This is a genomic window from Lentzea tibetensis (assembly GCF_007845675.1).
In the GTDB taxonomy this organism is placed as follows: Bacteria; Actinomycetota; Actinomycetes; order Mycobacteriales; family Pseudonocardiaceae; genus Lentzea; species Lentzea tibetensis.
In genome coordinates, this window is record NZ_VOBR01000006.1 from 311,740 (window position 1) to 330,455 (window position 18,716).

The window sequence follows — 18,716 nt, forward strand, 5'->3', positions numbered from 1 at the left end:
CGACTCCCTTCCGGGGACGGTGCGGACTCAGACGCCGTTGAGCGCATCAGGGCTCTCCTGGTTGGCGAGGACCGCTTCGAGCAGCGCGGCGCGGGCGTCGACGTCGAACGAGACGGGTTCGGGGCTACCGGCCGACTCGGGCACCCAGTAGCGCTCGCGTGCGAACGGGTAGGTGGGCAACGGCACGACACGGCCTCCGCCCGCCGGGTGCAGGTGCTCCCAGACGACCGCGCGGCCTTCGCACCACGAGGCCGTGACGAGATCCAGATCGCCGTCCCGCACGGCGGCGGTCACCGCCGGGTCCGGCGTGCGGTCGCGGCGCACCGCCGCTCCGCGCGTCCGCCGCACGCTGCCGGTGTGCAGACCGGACCGGCCGGTGCCGTTGAGGAACGCTTCGAGTGCGGCGACGACGTCGTCCACGCTCGAAGCGGTGAACCCGAGACGGTGCTCCATCTCCTCGCGGCCGACCTGGAGCGTGAACGCCAGGTCCGCGAGCGCCACCTCGCCGCCGTCGCGGAGGAAGTCGTGCAGTGCCACCACTCGCTCCCGCAGGCGGTCGGTGTCACGCGCCGACAGCACGATCACCTGGGGCCCGGAGACCGGCACGGGTGCGGGCCTGGCAGGCGGCGCCTCGAGGACGACGTGCGCGTTGACTCCGCCGAAACCGAAGCTGCTGACCCCGGCGCGCAACGGCAGCTCGCGTCCCGCGGCGTCGGTCACCGGCTGCCAGCGGCGGTGATCCCGCAGCACCTCGAACCCGGTGCCGTCGAGCCTCAGGTGCGGGTTCAGCCGGTCGCAGTGCAGCACCGGGAGCAGCTCGCCGTGGCGCATCTGCTGCAACACCTTCAGCACACCGGCCAGACCGGCCGCCGCCTCCGCGTGGCCGATGTTCGCCTTCACCGAGCCGAGTGCCCGCACCCGGTCCGCCGAGGCGCCGAGGTTCCGATAGGCGGTGGCGAGCGCGTCCACCTCGACCGGGTCACCCAGCGCGGTGCCGGTGCCGTGCGCTTCGACGTAGCCGATGGTGTCCGGGGCGACGTCCCGCATCGCCGCCTGGACGACCTCGGCCTGCGCGGCGGCGTTCGGCGCGGTGAGCGACGCGGCCCGGCCGCCGTGGTTCTCCGCGCTGCCCAGTACGACACCTCGCACGGCATCGCCGTCGCGCAACGCGGCGGCCAACGGCTTCAACAGCACCGCCGCGGCACCCTCGGCGCGGACATAACCATCGGCGTCCGCCGAGAAGGTCTTGCACCTGCCGTCCGGGCTGAGCATCCCGGCGGCCTGCGTCGCGGCGAACGTGTCCACGCTCAGCAGGAGGTTCACCCCGCCGGCGACGGCCATGTCGCAGCGCCCCGACCGGATGCTCTCCACCGCGCGGTGCAGCGCGACGAGCGAGCTGGAGCACGCGGTGTCGATCGGTTCGCTCGGCCCGTGCACGTCGAGCAGGAACGAGATGCGGTTGGCGAGCACGGCGTGCGAGTTGCCGGTCGCGGTGTAGCCATCGGGCGCGACCCCGCTCCCGTTGAGGAGGTGGTGGTAGTCGTTGCCGGAGACGCCGAAGAACACACCCGTGTTGCCGGGCAGCCGGACGGGCGGGTAGCCGCCGTCCTCCAGCGCCGTCCACGCGGTCTCCAGCGCCAGCCGCTGCTGCGGGTCCATCAGCTCGGCTTCCAGCCGCGACACGGCGAAGAAGTCCGCGTCGAACCGGTCGATCCCGTCGACCAGCCCGGCGAACTTCGGGAAGTCCGCCCGCGCCACGACGTTCGCGTAGCGGCCGTCGAAGCGGTCGCCGGGGTACCGCGACACCAGGTCGGTGCCCGCCCGCAAACGCTGCCAGAAGACGTCCGGGTCGTCCGCTCCTGGGAAGCGTCCGGCGATCCCGATGATCGCCACGGCTCCGTCGTCGGTCGCGGGCGCGGACAACGCCTCAGGCGCTGACGGCGTCGTCGGCACGGGTGCCGGGGGCGCGGACGGCGGTACCGGAGCCTGGACCTGCCCGGCCAACTGGTCGACGAGGTCGCGGATGTTGGGGGACTGGAAGAACACCGCGGGGCTCAGGTCGGCACCGAGCCGGTTGCCGAGCTCCGCCGCCAGCGAGGCGAGAGTGATGGAGTCGAAGCCGAAGGCGGGGAAGTGCGTGTCGAGGTCGACCTCGGCCGGGTCGGCCTTGAGCAGTCCGGCGACCGCGTCCCGAACCGTGGCCGTCAACCGATCACGGCCGTCGTCACCCCTGGTGCCGCCGGCCACGTCTCCGGCCGTCAGCCCATCGCGCCCCTCGTCACCCCGGCCACCAGCGACCGCGTCCGGCAGCGGGCCGCTGCCGAACTCGGCGTCGGTGATCCGCCCCAGCACCCGGCCGTTCTCGTCGAGCAGCCGGACCTGGAACGTCGTGCCAGTGCGCTCCAGCAGGACACCGCGCGTGCGTTCGAGGTCCCGTCCCACCACCGAACCGACCCGCGCGATCGCGACGTCGGCGTCCGCGCACAGGTGCTGCACGCCCTGCACGAGACCTGCGAGCACCCACGCCGGAATGCGGACCCGCCGCTTCCCGGGGTCCTGGCACGCGGCGGGTTCCACGACCCGCACCAGCAGCCGGCCGCCGAACTCGTTGACGCCTTCGACGACGCGGGCGTACGGCCGTGCGTCCACACCGAGTTCTCCCAGCTTCGCGTAGAACTCGTCGTCGTCCAGCGACAGAGGCGCGCTCATGTCGCACTCCGGCTCGGCGACGGGCACGAAATCATCAGGAACGAGGTCGGCGCTGAACAGCACGGCGCCGTCCGCGTCTCGCAGCTCCGCGCGGTGCGCGTCCAGCCGCCACTCGAGCCGCTGTTCCTCCGCCGACGGAGCGGGCAAGGCGGCCCACCGGGCGTCGCGAACGGCCGGCGAGTCGTGGAGGCCCGCGAGTTCGGCGAGGGCCAGCGCGCCGTCCAGCAGAGCGGCGGTGACGTACCGGCGTTCGCGCCGGACCGAGTAGACGTAGTCGAGCAGTTCGTCGCCGCGCAGCGCGTGCCGGTAGCGGATCCCGGTCAGGTCCGACTCGTTCACGCCCACCCAGGGGTGCTCCCGCCGGGCGAACGCGATCGGGTTCAGCACGCTCGGCGCGTCGCCGAAGCCGGGGTACCAGCACCGCACCCGCTCGAACGGGTAGCCGGGCAGCGACAGCTTCGCCGGACGCGTGGCGGGCGGCCAGAGCACGTTCCAGTCCACGTCCGCGCCCGCGGTCCAGCAGGCGGCGAGCGCCGCCAGGTCCGCCTCGGCGAGCGCCCGCGTCACCTCGGCCTCGTCCAGCGGCTCGGACACCCCCATCGTGCTGGGCGTGAACCAGACCTCGCCCGGCACCGGCGCGGAGCCAGTCCAGTCCACTTCGGACAGCTCGGTGAGCCGGGCTTCGGCGGCAGCCGCGTCCCCGGCGGCGAACGCTAGGCGGCAGGGCAACTCGTTCTTGCCCGTCTGCAGGGCGAAGGCGAGCGCGTCCAGGCCGGGCCGCTCGGCGCGCACGTGGGCGAGCAGGTCGCGCAGCACGCGGCCGAGCGCCTGGGGAGTGGTCGCGGAGAAGACCAGCAGCCGCGGTGCTCCGGCGTCCGCCACCGGGGTGCCCGCCGCGTCGTGCTCCTCGACGACGATGTGCACGTTCGCGCCCCCGGCCCCGATCGACGTGACCCCTGCCCTGCGGGGCACTTCCTGGCCGTCGAGCACCGGGCGTTGCCACTCGGCGCGTTCGCGCTGCACGACGAACGGGGTGTCGGCGAAGTCGATCGCCGGGCTGAGCGTCTCCGAGTGCAACGACCTCACGAGCGTGCGGTGCTTCAACTGCAGCAGCACCTTGGTCAGCCCGACGATGCCGGAGCCGGACAGCAGGTGCGCCACGTTGGACTTGACCGAGCCCAGTGCGCAGAAGCCGCGGTCGGCGGTGTGCCGGCGGAACGCCGTCGTCGCGCCGCGGATCTCGATCGGGTCGCCCAGCGAGGTCGCCGAGCCGTGGCCTTCGAGGTAGCTGATCGTGCGCGCGTCCGCGCCCGCGTCGTCCAGCGCCTTCTCGATGGCGCGGGCCTGCTGCACGGGGCTCGGCACGGTGAACCCGTTGCGCACGCCGGCGTTGGTCATACCGGTGCCGCGGATGACGCCGTACACGTGGTCGCCGTCGGCGACCGCCTCGGTCAGCGGCTTGAGCACGACCATCCCGACGCCCTCGCCGAGAACGGTGCCATCCGCGCCGACGCCGTAGCTGCGCAGCAGGTCGGCGGTCTTGCTGGTGAAGTGCGCCTGGGACGTCGCGATCAGGTCGTGGGGGTGCAGCATCAGGTTGATCCCGCCGACGACCGCCATCCGGCAGTCGCCCGCACGCAGCATCCGCACGGCCTGGTGCACGCAGGTCGCCGACGACGCGCACATCGTGTCGAGGAACATCGACGGCCCGGTGAAGCCGTAGAAGTAGGACAGCATGTTGGCCATCACGCCGATTTCGCTGCCGCTCGTGGACGTGCCGCGCACGAGCATGTTCTCGAAGCCGTAGAGCGAGTAGCTGTTGTTCATCGAACCGACGAGCACGCCGACGTCGCCCTGGTAGCGGCGCTGGATCGTCTCGCGGGAGTAGCCGGCGTCCTCCAGCGCCGTGACCCCCGCCTGCAGCAGCAGCCGGACCTCCGGGGACAGCAGTTCGGCCTGCCGCTGGGAGATCGAGAAGTACCGCGGGTCGAAGGCGTCGATGTCGCGGATGAACGTCCCGGTCTTCACGACGGTCTTGCCCGGCACGTCCCGCTCGCCGAAGTACAGGTCGTCGTGGCGCCACCGGTCACGCGGCACCGGCTCGAAGCTGTGCCGCCCGTCGCTGAGCAGGTCCCAGAACTCGTCGAGCGTGTCGGCTCCCGGATACCGGCCCGCCATGCCGATCACGGCGATGTCGTGGTCGTCCCGCTCGTCGCGGGGCCGTTCGACGGTCCGCGCCGGAAGCGGTGCGCTGGTGGGTTCGGGGACGGGCTGCGACTCGCCGAACATCTCCTGCAGCCGCCCGCGGTGTTCGGCGAGCAGGTACCCCGCGACGCCGCGCAGGTCGACGTGCTCGAAGAACAGCGTCTTGGGCAGCGAGCCGAAGTCGTCCTCCAACCGGCTCGTGACGCCGACGACGATGAGCGAGTCGATGCCGTAGCGCTCCAGCTTCTGGTCGGCCCGGATCTGCTCCGGCTCCCGCCCGGTCAGCTCGGCGAAGAGCCGCCGCAGGTGGTCCTCGGTGCGCACCGCGAGCGTCCGGTCGTCCACTTCGGACCGTGCGGGCGCGGCCGTCGCGGTCTCGGCCGGTTCGTCCGTCGTCAGACCCGCGTACCGGCGCAGCTTCGGCGCCTCGCCGTGCAGAACAGCGCGCTGCGGCGGGGCGTCGACGCGCAGCGCGCGCTCCAGCGCGGCCAGCGCGACGGTGGTCGGGACCGGGACGGTGCCCGTCGTCTTGCGGAGGTAGGCGTCGGTCGCGGTGTCGACCCGCATGCCGCCCTCGGCCCACAGCGGCCAGTCGACGACGCGCACCGCGTACCCGGCGGCGCGCACCGCGTAGGCGTCGAGGAAGGCGTTCGCCGCCGCGTAGCCCGTCTGCGCCGCGCTGCCGAACGCACCCGCGACCGAGCCGAACAGCAGCAGGAAGTCGGCACCGTGCTCGCGGCACGCGACGTCGAGGTGCACGGTGCCGGAGAGCTTCGGCGCGAGCACCGCGGCGGTGGTCTCCACCGGCGTGGCCACCAGGTAGCCGTCGTCGAGCACACCGGCCGCGTGGAAAACACCGTCGAGCCGCCCGAACCGCTCGCGGATCGCCGCCGCGGCCGCTCGCACACCAGCCGCGTCCGTCACGTCGACCGGCTGGTAACCGATCCGGTCGCCGAAGCGCTCACGCAGCGCGCCGACCTCCGCACCCTCGGCCCGACGGCCGCTCAGCACGACGGTGGCCCCGTGCCGCTCGCACAGGTGCGCGGCGAGCAGCCTGCCGACACCGCCTGCGCCGCCGGTGATCCAGTAGACACCGCCCGCGCGCAGCAGCGATTCGCCGCCGTCGTCCGCTGACAGCTCCACGGTTTCCCGGCGCAGGCGCCTCCCCGACCGGTCGTAGGCGATCTCCGCACCGGGCGCCGCGGCCTCGGCACGCACGATCGACTCGAACCGCTCGACGTCGTCCGGGCCGAGCCCGTCGGCGAGCACGAGCCCGCCCCGGACCGCCGGGTTCTCCTTGTGCAACGACTTCAGCACCGCGGCGAGCGGCGCGTGCACCGGGTCGTCCGGCCCGCCCGGCGCGACGACCAGCACGGTGCGGGCGGCTGGACCTGGCCTGGCCAGCAACGCACGCAGGTGCTGGTAGCAGGAGTCGAACACCGCCTTCGCGGCTTCGGCCGGTTCCAGCGCGGCGACACGGGGCAGCGGGAGGATCTCCGCGTCCAGCCGCTGGGCGGCTGCGCGGGCGTGTTCCTCGGCCAGCACCGCGTCGAGCACCACGAGCTGCCCGGTCGTGGAGGCGGTGGTCGCCTGCGCGGGCGCGGGCCGCCACACCTGCCGCACCTCGAGCAGATCTGCGCCGGCCGAACCGGGCGCAGACGACCCAGCCGCACCGGTCACCGGCGACCCCACCTGGCGCTGCTCGACGAGCGCAACGCCTTCCGGGCGGGCCGCGAGCGGACGGGACGTGTAGCCGCGCAAGCGGACGCACAACGCCCCGTCCTCGCCGTGCACGTCAACGTCCACTTTGGACCCATCTCGGCCTTCGCGCACGACCGCCCAGTTGACCCGGCCGATCGCCCCGAAAACCGTCAGCTCCTCCAGCGCGAACGGCACCGCGGCGGCGGACGGGTGTCGCCAGCCGGACTCGTCCGCACCGAGGGCGAGCACCGCCTGCAGCGCGCTGTCGAGCACGACCGGGTGCAGCAGCCATCCCGGCGCGGCCTGTGCGGGCACCAGGATCCGGGCCAGAACGCCGTCCTCGCCGCGCGACACCTCGTCGAGCCCGCGCAGTGCAGGCCCGTGCTCGACCCCGCTGGCGCGCAGCGCCGCGTAGCCGCGGGACACGTCCACCGGGTCCGGGAACCGCGTGCGCAGGTCGACCGGATCCTCATGGGAGACAACGGGTTGCCCGGTGACGAGCCGACCGGTCACGTACCGGGTGCCCGCGTCGTCGAGCACCTCGAAGTCGAAGCCGTCACCGCCGGGCACCAGGCGCAGCCGCACGTCCAGCCGCTCGGCGGTGACGACCAGCGGCCTGATCCACCCGACGTTGCGCAGGCACGGGACGGCGATGGCACCGGCCAGCCGCGCGGCGGCGAGGACGAGGCCGAGCACGGCGACTCCCGGCACAACCGGGTTCCCGTTCACCACGTGGTCACGGATGACGTCCTGCCCGCGGCGCAAGGTCAGCGGGAACGTCCAGCCATCCCCCTCCTCGCGGCCATCGCCCAGCGACGGGTGACCCGGTGCGTCGAGCGGGCGGAACCAGAACGGCGTGCGCGCGAGGGCGGAACCCGGCAGGTGGATCCGCCGCCCGGTGGCGGGCCAGTCCGACCAGTCCAACGGCAGGCCGTGCACCCAGGCGCGGATGAACTTCTCCACGCGGCCCTGGTCGAGCCAGCGCGCCGCGAGCTCCGCCAGGTCGGACTCGTCCAGCCCGCCGACGAGTTCGTCCGGTTCGGCTTGTCCGCGCAGACAGCCAGGGGGCAGGGCACCGTCGCCCGCGACCGCTTCCAGCTGACCGGCCCAGGTTTCGAGGTCGTGTGCGCGGAACACCACGCGCGCGGACATCGGCACCCGGCCGTGCCGCAGGGTGTGCGCGACGTCGGCCAGCGACGGGACATCGTCCCCGGCCAGCCGCGTCCGCGCCCACGTCGCCAGTCCGGCGCACGTCTCACGCAACCGGTCCTCGTCCACCGAGGACACCGGCAGCCATTCGTCCTCTTCGGACACCGCGGTGGGTTCGGCCGGTGGCACGGACTCCAGCACGGCATGCGCGTTCGTGCCTGCGAACCCGAACGAGCTGACCCCGGCGCGCAGCGGCCGTCCCTCCGGCGCCGACCAGTCCGCGAGCCGGTCGACGACGCGGAACGGCGTGCCGGTCAGTGTGATCAACGGGTTCAGCCGCTCGAACCCGACGGTGGCCGGCAGTCGCCGGTGCCTCATCGCCGCGATCACCTTGAGGATGCCCGCGATGCCCGCGGCACCTTCGAGGTGCCCGATGTTCGTCTTGACCGAACCGAGCCCGCAGCGCTGGTCGGTGCTGGTGTCGCCGAGCTCGGCGAACGCCTTCTTCAGGCCGCGCACCTCGATCGGGTCGCCGACGGGGGTGCCGGTCCCGTGCGCCTCGACGTAGCTCACCGACGCCGGGTCGATCCCGGCACGCCGGTAGGTGTCGATGATCAGCTGCGCCTGCGCGTCCGGGTTGGTCACCGTCAGCGAGCTGGTGCGGCCGCCGTGGTTGGTCCCGATCGCCTTGATGATCGCGTGCACGGGGTCGCCGTCGCGACGGGCGTCGGCGACGCGCTTGAGCACCAGGACGCCGCAGCCCTCACCGCGCACGTATCCGTTCGCCGCCGCATCGAACACCTTGCTGCGCCCGTCCGGGGACAGCATGCCCGCCTTGCTGAACGCGACGAAGTGGCGCGGCGACCAGACGAGGTTGACGCCACCGGCGAGGGCCAGGTCGCAGTCGCCGGCAGCGAGCGCCTGCACCGCCTGCTGCACGGACACCAGCGAGCTCGCGCAGGCGGTGTCGTTCACGACGCTCGGGCCGCGGAAGTCGAAGTGGTGCGAGACGCGGTTGGCGATGACCGCGTACGCCGCGCCGGTCGGGTAGTAGGAGTCGATCGAGTCGAGCTCCTGCTCGACCAGCTCGGCGTAGTCCCAATGGCACACGCCCATGAACACACCGGTGCGCGAGCCCGCCAGCCGGTCGGCGCGGTAGCCGGCGTCCTCGATGGCGTGCCAGCTCAGCTCGAGTGCCATCCGCTGCTGCGGGTCCATCATCCGCGCTTCGCGCGGCGACACGCGGAAGAAGTCAGCGTCGAAGCACTCCACGTCGGCGACGAAACCGCCCCAGACGCTGCTCGTCTTGTCGCCGTCCCGGCGCGGGTCGCCCGCGAACTCCTCGGCACGCCACCGTTTCCCGGGCACCTCGCTGATCGACGAGCGCCCCTGCTCCAGGTTCGCCCAGAACTCGTCGGCGGTCCGCGCGCCGGGCAGCCGCAGCGCCTGACCGACGACAGCGACGTCGTCGTCGTGGCGGTCGGCCGGATGTCCGTTGGTGTCAGCCATGAAATCCTCGTCTTCCGTGCCGGGCTAGGCCGGCAGCGCGCTCGTGCGGCGGTCCACCACGCGCAGCCCGACGCGCAGCGGCGAGCTCTCGCGCGCCTGCCCGCGAACGAACCAGTGGTGCAACCAGAACAGCGAAGCCAGCAGGGTGAACGCCTGGTTCTCCTTGGTCCCGATGCGTTCCGCGGGACCGTCGAACACGCGGTCCACGAGCGCGCGGACGAACCGCGTGTCGAAGACGCCGATCTCGTCGAGCGTGGACTGGTCGGTCAGGGTGTCGCGGAAGTCCGGCCAGGCCTGCACGAACGCCGCGCTGTCGGTGGCGCGGTAAGGGAACTTGCCCTTGGCGACCACCCGCTCCGGCAGCACGTCCGCGTAGGCGCGCTTGAGGAGGTACTTCTCGTCGAACGGGTCGCCGAAGCGGTGGTTGAGCGACGCGGCCAGCCGCACCACCGCGGGGTCGAGGAACGGGCAGCGGTTCTCGACGCCGTGCCCGAGCGTCATCCGATCGCCTTGCGTGGACAGCAGATAACCCGCCAGCAGGGTGCGGAACTCCAGCCACTGGGCCTTCTGCACGGTGCCGAGGCCGTGGTAGCCCGGCTCCCCGGCGACCAGCCGCTGCGCCGCGTCGAACGGGGCCGTCGCGTCACGCAGCAAACGCACCGCGAAACGTCCGTTCTGGAACCGCATCTGGTGGGAGAACAGCCCCGGCAGGTACTCCTCGGTGAAACGCCGGTACAGGCCCAGCATCCGCCGCGGCGCGCCCTCACCGCTGAAGTGCGGCAGATACGGGTAGATCCGCGCGATCCGGTCGAGCCGCGCGCCCTCGTCGAGGTCGTCCCACGCGTCCAGCAGCAGCGCGTCCTTGAAGATGCCGTAGCCGAGAAACGCCTCGTCCGCGCCCTCACCGCTGAGCACCACCTTGATCCCGGACTGCCGGACGCGCTCGGCGAGCAGGTACATCGGCACGAACGCGGTGCGGAACGCGGGCACCTCGGCGTGCTTGACCGCGGCCGGGAACGCGCGCACGACGTCCTCGTCGCGCACGCGCAGCGCGTGGTGGCGGGTGCCCAGCTTCTCGGTGAGCGCGGCCTGTTCAGCGGACTCGTCGACCGCGGCGTCCTCGAACTCCAGGGAGAAGGTCCGCAGTGGACCGGACTGCCGCTCGGCGGCGAGGTGCGTGATGATCGACGAGTCCAGGCCGCCGGAGGCGTACACCCCGACCTCGACGTCGCTGCGCAGCCGCACGTCCACCGCGGCGGCGAGCTCCGCGCGGACCAGCTCGACCGCCTCTTCCTCGGACGCCGGCGCCGGACCGGGCTCCAGGTCGAGCGCGGTCCAGCGGCCTCGCTCCACCCGGTCGCCGCGCAGGCACAGGTACTCCCCCATCGGCAGCTGCTCGACGTCGCGGTAGCCGCTCTGGTCGGGCAGCGGTGTCCAGGTGGCGAAGATCGACGCGAGCTGCTCCTGATCGAAGGAGAACCGGAAACCGGGATACGCCAGGAAGGCCTTCATCTCGGAGGCGAAGAGCCAGACCCCGCCGTGGCGCGCCACGAACAGCGGGCGCTTGCCGAACCGGTCACGGGCCAGGGTGAGCTCGCCGGTCAGCGAGTCGTAGACGGCGAAGGCGAAGGCCCCGTTGAACCGGGACAGGCAGGAGCGGCCCCAGGTCAGCCACGCCTGCAGCACGACCTCCGTGTCGGAGTCGGTGCGGAAGCGGACACCCAGCCCGTGCAGTTCCCGGCGGAGCTCGCGGTAGTTGTAGAGCTCGCCGTTGTAGCAGAGCCACCACCGGCCGTCGGCGCTGCCGACCGGCTGGGATCCGCCCGCCTGGTCGATGATGCTCAACCGGACCGTGCCCATCGCGAGCCGGTCGTCCAGGTAGCACCCGGCCTCGTCCGGACCGCGGTGCTCGATCTGGCGCAGCATGCCCTCGATCAGGTCCCGGTGGCCATCGGACGGCCGCGCACCACCGTAGACGCCGGCGACTCCGCACATGCCGGTCACCTGCCGTTCGCGCCGTGGACGGCGTGCGCCTCGACGAACTCCACGATTCCGCGCAGCGACACCAGCACCGAGTCGAGCAAGTCCTCGCCGAGCTCGACGCCGTGGCGCTCGCGCACGTGGTTCATCAACGAGACGTAGCCGAACGAGTCGAGCACCCCGGCCTTGAAGAGGTCGGTGTCCTCGGTGATCTCGTCGTCGAACCGGAACAGCGCCTCGTTCTCGAGGTAGCTCTTCAGCTCGGCGGTCAACCTCGCGTCGGGCATCAGGCTCCCCCTTCGATCAGGCCGGCCAGCTGCGGCCAGTGGTCGCGGATGAAGAAGTGGTCGCCGGCGAGCCGGTGGCGGACCAGTGGTTCGGTCGTCTCGCGCTGCCACGCCGCGATCTCCGCACCGGTGAACGGTTCCCGGTCGCCGGTGACAACGGTGATCGGCACGTTCAGCGGCGGTTCCTGTTCGTGCGCGTACCGCCCGAGCAGGGTGAAGTCCGCGCGCAGCAAGCGTTCGTAGTGCGCCATCAGGTCCTCGTAGTGCCGCAGTTCCGCCGGAACGCCGCCGAGCCGGTCGAGGTGCGCCCAGAACGCGTCGCCGGTCAGCCGCCAGGTGTCGCGCTCCCGGCTCGGCACCGACGGCCCGCACTCACCGGAGACGACGAGGCGCAGCGGCAGCGGCAGGCCCTCGGCGCGGAGGCGGCGGCAGAGCAGGAACGCGAGCCGGGCACCAAGGCTGTGGCCGTAGATCACGTACGGCTCACCGACCTGGTTTCGCAGCTGTGCCATGAGGTCTGCCACCACGGCGTCGACGTCCGTCAGGAGCGGCTCGCTCACCCGCCTGCCGCGTCCCGGCCGTTCGAGCGGCACCGGCTCCACGTCTCCGTGGTGCGGCGCGAGTGCGCGGTAGGCGTTCTCGTCACCACCGGCGTAGGCCACGGTGAACACCCGGCGCGGCTTCTCCGGCGGCGCAGCCGGTACATCGTCGATCTGGCGCACCATCCTGGTGAGCACGCCCTGACCGCCGACTTCGTGGACGGACTCGGCCGGCAGCAGGCGCAGCACCGCGCGGACGCTTTCCGTCCAGCGCACGGGCCCGGCGATCTGCTCGCTCAACGTTCGCGCCACCTCGCCGTCGCGGTACGGGCGCGCGGTCGCGTTGGCGATCACGGTCCTCGTCAACGGAGCGAACTGGAACCCGTGCAGGAAGGCGGCGAACTCGTCCTGAGCGGCGCGCATGTACCGCGAGTGGAACGCGGTCGACACGCGCAGCGGGGCCGTCCGGACATGGCGGTGGGCGAGCGTCTCCCGCGCCCGGCCGATGTCCTCGGCGGGCCCGGACAGCACGTTCTGCTCCGGGGTGTTGCGGTTCGCGATGTCCAGCGTCGTCAGGTCTTCCTCGACGAGCAGTGCGGCGAGCTGCTCGCCGGACATTCCGAGCACGGCGAGCATCGCCCCGCCGCGCTGGGCGGCCATGAGCTCCGCGCGCTGGGCGACGAGTTTCAGGCCGGTCTCGAAGTCGAACGCTTCCGCGGCCAGCAGCGCGTTGTACTCGCCGAGGCTGTGGCCGAGCAGGATGTCCGCCTCAGGCTCACCCCGGTCAAGACCGTGCCAATAGGACAGTGCGTTGACGACGTAGAGCGCGGGCTGGGTGTACCGCGTGTCGTCGAGCCGGCAGTCGGGGTCCTCGAGGCACAGCCGCACGATGTTGTAGCCGAGGACGTCGTTCGCGAGGGCGACCTGCTCGGGGAAGCGGTCGAACAGCCCCTCTCCCATTCCCCTGACCTGGGTTCCCTGGCCGGGGAAGAGCGCTACGGGTACACCGCCCGTGCTCGTCGCGGCATCCCAGGCCTGGCGGAGTCCGGTGGTCATGCCGATGCCCTGTTCTCGAACGCGGACGCGCGGGTCTTGCCGGTCAGCACGACGTGGTGCAGCCTGCGCAGCTCGTCCGACGGGTCGAGGCCGAGTTCCTCGTTGAGCAGATGGCAGGTGTGCCGATACGCGCTGAGGGCTTCGGCGCGCCGGCCGGCGCGGTTGAGTGCCCAGACGAGCTGATGGTGGAAGCGCTCCCGCAGCGGGTAGCGCCGGATCAGCGCCTGCAGCTCGGGAATCGCCTCGGACCAGTGCTCCTGCTCGAGGTCGGCCTGCACGCGCAGTTCCTGCGCGGCTTCGCGGAGTCCCTCCAGACGGACGGCCTCGGCGTCCAGCCGCGGCCCCTTCCGCACGTCGGCGAGCGCGGCCCCGCGCCACATCCCCACCGCCTGGTCCAACCTGCGCGAAGCCTCAGCGGCCCGGCCCGCGTCGAGCGCCGCCCTGCTCTCCCGCACGGCCTGCTCGAACCGGTGGACGTCGACGCGCTCGGGGACGACCGTCAGCAGGTAGCCGCCGTTGAGGGTGGCGACGAGGCCGGCGCCGCCGTCGACGTGATCAGCCAGCTGTTTGCGCAGTTGGTAGATGTAGGTGTGGATGGTCCGCACGGCCGACTTCGGCGGCCGCTGCCCCCACAGCTCCTCGATGATCTGGTCGAGGCCGACAGCGCTCGGACTCTCCAGCGCCAGCAGGGCCAGTATCTGCTTGATCTTGGACGGCGTGCGGATCTCCCCGCGCGGGCTGGTCACGCGCAGAGGCCCGAGCAGGCTGAGTTCCAGCATGGGATCTCCTCAGTGGATGAGCCGGGTTTCCGGCGCCGGAAAGGTGTGCGGGTCCGAGCCGCGCGATGAGGAAACGCTCAGTGCCCATGCGCGAGCCGCAGCCCGTCAGCTGTTGGGCCCCTCACCGGACCCACCACCGGCCGGCACCGCCGCTCCCGGAATGAGTGCCGCGGAGTGCGCGCCGAACGCGGCAGGCGCACCCTGAGTCACACCGAAGCTCGCCGTGATGACGGCGAGGACGAGCAACGCCTTGTGTGCCGCACGGGCACCGGACGCCTTCGTCTCGCGCTTCGTCACCTTTGTCAATCCGCTTCGCATGTCATCACTCCCTCTTCGTCGTCATCGATATGAAGAGGTTCACAGCTCCGGTTACCGATTCCTTCCGTCCTCGATACCGCGCGGTTCCCACTGGCGCGGCAATCCGGACACGGCGGACGGGAACCGGCCCTCACACACGTCGACGAGCGGCGTCGAGGCACTGCTCGACGATCTCCGGCGTCGCGCCCTCGGCCACGAAACGCAGATGGGGCAACAACTCCGCGCCCGCGCACCACCGGGCCACCGGCGGACGGATCGGCACCCCGGCCAGCGCGCGGAGCAGCTCGGTCTGCACGTCGAGCCCGGTGGCGGCCTCGATCAGCCGCGGAATCGCACGGCCGAAGCCCGGACGCACGCGCAGGATCCTGGGGCCGCACCGGGACAGGACGACCGAGGTCTGGGCGGGGCCGAACTCGTAGCCCGCCAGGTCCAGCACAGCGGTGACGGCCGCGCGGACGACCCGCGCGTCCGCCTCGCTCATCACCGCCGGATGCAGATAGCGCTCCCCGTGCGCCACAGCCCGCTTGGCGGTGATGCCGACCACCCGGTGCATGCCGTCGTGGGTCAGCGTCGTGATCACGACCTCCGGCCCGGTCACGAGCTCCCCCACGGCGAACGGCCCCGTGCGGTCCCCGCTGCGGCGCACCCAGTCCCGCAGAGCCGCGTCGGACCACACGACCGACTCCTCGCCCGCCGACCGGATCACCGCAGGGCGGCCGATCTCCGCGACCGCGCCGGCCACGTCCTGGGCGGCGGCGGCCACGCGGGTCCGCACCAACGGGTGCCTGCTCCGGGCGAGCACCTCTTCCAGCCTGCGGTCGTCGGCCAGCACGTGGGGAGCACGGGCGGACTCGGCCCCACCGGCCTCGGCGGGGCTGATGGCGGGAAACCCCTCGCCGTCGAGCACGTGCGTGGTACCGCACCGCCGGACGACGCCGGCGACGGCACCGGCCACCGCGGTCTCGTCACGCGGGTTCACCGGGGTCATCCGACCGGTCGCCAGCGGGGCGAACACGGCCTGCTGTTCCTCGTCGAGGACGAGCCAGAGGTCGAGACCGCTGCGCATCGCCTTGCGCGCGAAGGAGAACGACGGAAAGCAGAGCAGCAACCGCGGTGATCGCGGCTGCGCGCTGTCCGGACTCATGGTGACTCCTGCGGCTCGGTGACCTGCGATCCGCCGGAGTCGTACCGCGGGTCACGACGTCTGGTGGCACGTCCCCCGCGCAAGATTGCCCACATCGGTTACCGATTCGTTCCCGCCGCACCCGTGGGGCGCGGGCTCAGCCTCGCGCTTCGGGCGGCACGCCGACGATCCGGAACACCTCGTCGGCCTGCTCGCGGCAGGCCCGAGCCTCGTCCGCCCGGCCGACAGCGGCGTGGACGTCCGCCAACCTGACGAGCGCGCGGGCCTCCTCGACCTGGTAACCGATGTCGGCCGCCAGGGCGCGTGCGCGCTCGTGCATCACGCGTGCCTCCGCGTGGTCGCCCTGTGCCCGGCGCAGGCGGCCGAGCAGGTTGTCGATGACGACGCGCCGGATCGGGGGCCAGTGCGCCCTGTTGCCCGTCTGCGCGAGCGTGGCGAACCGACGGGCCTGCTCGACCCGGCCCAGCCGATGGGCCACCAGCGCCGACAGGGCGTGCACCAACGCCACGTCGCCGGGTGCGCCGAAGTCCTCGCAGAGGTCGCGAGCGGTGCGCAGCTGTTCGTCGGCCTTGTCGGCGGCACCCGCTCCGAGGTGGGCGAACGACAGGTCGGTGAGCGCGACGATCTCGTTCTTCCTGGCGCCGAGCTCGTGGTTCAGATCGCGAGCCCGTTCGGCCGCCTCGACCGCCTCGGCGTGGCGGCCCCACTGCTCGTAGAGCGAGCTGAGGTTGACCAGCGACTCGGCCTCGGCCCGGTCGGCGGAGAGCTCCCGCTTGATGCGAATGGACTCCCGCAGCAGCGGAAAAGCGTCGGCGAACCGGCCGCAGGTGCTCATCAGCAGGCCGAGCACCCCGGTGTCCTTCGCGATTCCCCGCTGGTCGCCCAGCCGCATGGCGATGCTCAGCGCCTCCGACGCCGCCTCGATGCCCTCGGCGAACTGACCGAGGTTCCAGTGGGCGACCGCGCAGTTCGACAGGCTCAGGCGCAACAGCTCGGCATCACCGAGCCGACGTGACGAGATCACCGACAGCCGCGCCATCTCGGCGAACTCCGCGACCAGCCCCTCGACGTCCAGCTGGAAGACGACGTTGCGGGCGAGCAGGGCCACGTGGCGGTCGAAGCCGTGGGCGTGGGCGACCGCGATGACGTCGCACAGGGTGACCAGCTCGCGGTCGAGCCACTTCCGCGCGGCGCCGCGGTTCGGCAGGTGCGGCAGGCCGGGGTCCTCGCCTGCGCTCTCCGCGGACAACCTCACCCGGCCGGGGAACAGCAGGTCGCAGGCGTGGTCGGTGGCGGCGACGTAGTAGTCGAACAATCGCTCGAACGCCGCCGAGGCGTCGCTCGCGTCGTCACCCGCCCCTTCGATCTGGTTGAGCCGGTTGACGAAGCTGCGCACCAGGTCGTGGAACGTGTAGTAACCGATCTCGTGCTGCTGCAACATGTGCGCGTCCAGCAGCACCTCGAGCACGCCCTCCGCCGTGTGCAGGGGCATGCCCAGCAGCGCCGACACCGAGTGGACGTCGATGTCGCGGCCGGGGTGCATGCCCAGCACGCGGAACGCCGTGCGGTGCCGCAGCCGGAGACCCTCGTAGGAGATCCTCAGCGTCAGGTCGACCCCGCGCTCCCCTGACCGGAGCTCGTCCAGGCGTCTGGACTCGTCGCTCATCCGGTCGGCCAGGTAGCCGATCGGCCACCGCGGGCGGTTGCCGAGCCTGCTCAACGCGATCCGCATCGCCAGCGGCAGGTGACCGCACAGCTCGACGAGCTCGGCCACCGCCGCCGGCTCGGCCTCCGCGCGACGGCTGCCCAGCACCCTGGCGGCCATCGCGGCACCGTCTTCGCTGGTCATCGTTCCGAGGGACATCCAGTGCGCGCCGTCCAGGTCGATCAACCGCGTCCGGCTCGTGACCAGCACGAGCGACTCGGCGCTCAGCGGCAGGAGCGGCGACACCTGGGCGACGTCGATGGCGTTGTCCAGCAGGACCAGCAACCGGCTCTCCGCCGTCATCGTCCGCCAGAGCGCCTCCGGGTCGTCCGGCATCTGGTCCGCCTCCACGCCGAGCATGCCCAGCAGCATCGCCGCGGCAGCCTGGGACGACAGCGGTTTTCCGCCTGTGGTGTACCCGCGCAGGTTGAGGCAGAGCTGCCCGTCCGGATAGCGGTCGGCGAGCAGGTGCGCGGCGCGCACGGCCAATGACGTCTTCCCGACGCCGCCCATCCCGTCGATCGCGATGATGCGCGGGCCGGAGCCCGCCGCCGCGTCGAGATACCCGAGCAGGTCGTCCAGGTCGGCCTTGCGGCCGGTGAAGTCGGCGAGGTCGTGCAGCAGCGTGCGCGGCACCGCGGGCGATTCCGCGGTGCGCACGACTTCGGCCCCCATCGGCTCACGGGGAGCGGGCACCTCCAGTGAGGGATCGCTGCGCAGGATTCGTTCGTACAGCTCGGAAAGGGCGCTGCACGGGGAGATGCCGAGCTCGTCGGCGAGCAACGCGCCGAGCCGGCGGTACTCCTCCAGGGCGTCCGCCTGCCTTCCCGAGCGGTACAGGGCGACCATCAGCTGGCCCCGGAGCTTCTCCCGCAGCGGGTGGGCCGAGATGTGCTCGCGCAGCTCGCCGACCAGTTCGCTGGAGTCGCCGCGGGCCAGGCGCAGCTCGGTGAGCTGCTCGACCGCGTCCAGGTAGCGTTCCTGCAGCGCGGCATCCGCGGCCCTGATCGCCGGCCCGCCGCCACCGGCGAGCACGGATCCGCGCCGCAGCGCGAGCGCGCCCTTCAGGTGCGTCACGGCCTCCTCCCACCTCTGGTCCGACGACGCCCGCCTGGCCTCGTCCAGCAGGTTCAGGAAGACGTTCAGGTCCACCTGCTCCGCGGGCAGCACAGCGCGGTAGCCCGGTCCCTCGGTCAGGATGATCTCGCCGCCCGCGGGGATGAGCTGACGCAACCGGGCCACCGCCTTGCGCACCTGGTGCGTCGCGGTGGCGGGTGGCTCCTCGTCCCACACGGAGTCGACCAGCTGGGAAACGCTGAGCACGTGCCCGGACTCGAGCAGCAGAGCGGTCATCACCCGCTCCTGGACGGCACCGCCGAGGTGGATGCGGCGCTCGCCGGACCAGCACTCCAGTGAACCCAGAACGTTGATCCGGAGGTTCTGCTCCTGCCACGACGGTGGATCACTCATCAGATGCCGACACCTTTCGGCGCCGGATCACGGGACCGTCCCGTCGGATGTGGTGGCACCACCAATGAGCTACCCGGGTCCGCGCTACCGCAAATCCCGAAAACGCGAGAAGTCACCAATCAAGACACAGCTCCCGCCCGGACGGACGGGCGGGAGCCAAATGAA

Annotated in this window: 8 protein-coding genes; all 8 read right to left on the reverse strand. The window is 72.1% G+C overall.

Annotation, left to right across the window (positions count from 1 at the left end):
* Nucleotides 1-27 precede the first annotated feature (27 nt).
* Nucleotides 28-9,273 carry an SDR family NAD(P)-dependent oxidoreductase gene (locus FKR81_RS11880; protein ID WP_146351052.1) on the reverse strand — a complete coding sequence of 3,082 codons (9,246 nt, stop codon included), beginning with the start codon at nt 9,271-9,273 and terminating at the stop codon, nt 28-30.
* 24 nt (nt 9,274-9,297) lie between these two features.
* Complete coding sequence (asnB, locus tag FKR81_RS11885) at nt 9,298-11,268, reverse strand: asparagine synthase (glutamine-hydrolyzing) (protein ID WP_146351053.1); 1,971 nt, start codon at nt 11,266-11,268, stop codon at nt 9,298-9,300.
* A 5-nt stretch (nt 11,269-11,273) separates the two neighbouring features.
* On the reverse strand, nt 11,274-11,540 hold the full coding sequence (locus FKR81_RS11890) for an acyl carrier protein (protein ID WP_222598231.1): 267 nt from the start codon (nt 11,538-11,540) through the stop codon (nt 11,274-11,276).
* Nucleotides 11,540-13,135, reverse strand: a complete 1,596-nt coding sequence (gene fabD / locus FKR81_RS11895; RefSeq protein ID WP_146351054.1) for an ACP S-malonyltransferase — start codon at nt 13,133-13,135, stop codon at nt 11,540-11,542. Before fabD ends, FKR81_RS11890 begins: the two co-directional genes overlap by 1 nt.
* A complete protein-coding gene (locus FKR81_RS45625; RefSeq protein WP_146351055.1) occupies nt 13,132-13,914 on the reverse strand; it encodes an AfsR/SARP family transcriptional regulator in 783 nt (260 codons plus the stop codon). Before FKR81_RS45625 ends, fabD begins: the two co-directional genes overlap by 4 nt.
* A gap of 105 nt (nt 13,915-14,019) precedes the next feature.
* Nucleotides 14,020-14,232, reverse strand: a complete 213-nt coding sequence (locus tag FKR81_RS11905) for a hypothetical protein (protein ID WP_146351056.1) — start codon at nt 14,230-14,232, stop codon at nt 14,020-14,022.
* Between the two features lie 130 nt (nt 14,233-14,362).
* Entirely contained in the window at nt 14,363-15,376 is a 1,014-nt protein-coding gene (locus tag FKR81_RS11910; RefSeq protein WP_146351057.1) for an ATP-grasp domain-containing protein, read from the reverse strand.
* 136 nt (nt 15,377-15,512) lie between these two features.
* Nucleotides 15,513-18,551 carry an AfsR/SARP family transcriptional regulator gene (locus tag FKR81_RS11915; protein ID WP_146351058.1) on the reverse strand — a complete coding sequence of 1,013 codons (3,039 nt, stop codon included), beginning with the start codon at nt 18,549-18,551 and terminating at the stop codon, nt 15,513-15,515.
* Nucleotides 18,552-18,716 lie beyond the last annotated feature (165 nt).

Bases quoted from the DNA above. Each gene is read 5' to 3' on its own strand.
- FKR81_RS11890 (WP_222598231.1), bottom strand. From the start codon at position 11,540: ATGCCCGACGCGAGGTTGACCGCCGAGCTGAAGAGCTACCTCGAGAAC.
- FKR81_RS11905 (WP_146351056.1), bottom strand. From the start codon at position 14,232: ATGCGAAGCGGATTGACAAAGGTGACGAAGCGCGAGACGAAGGCGTCC.
- FKR81_RS11910 (WP_146351057.1), bottom strand. From the start codon at position 15,376: ATGAGTCCGGACAGCGCGCAGCCGCGATCACCGCGGTTGCTGCTCTGC.
- FKR81_RS11915 (WP_146351058.1), bottom strand. From the start codon at position 18,551: ATGAGTGATCCACCGTCGTGGCAGGAGCAGAACCTCCGGATCAACGTT.
- FKR81_RS45625 (WP_146351055.1), bottom strand. From the start codon at position 13,914: ATGCTGGAACTCAGCCTGCTCGGGCCTCTGCGCGTGACCAGCCCGCGC.
- asnB (WP_146351053.1), bottom strand. From the start codon at position 11,268: ATGTGCGGAGTCGCCGGCGTCTACGGTGGTGCGCGGCCGTCCGATGGC.
- fabD (WP_146351054.1), bottom strand. From the start codon at position 13,135: ATGACCACCGGACTCCGCCAGGCCTGGGATGCCGCGACGAGCACGGGC.
- FKR81_RS11880 (WP_146351052.1), bottom strand. From the start codon at position 9,273: ATGGCTGACACCAACGGACATCCGGCCGACCGCCACGACGACGACGTC.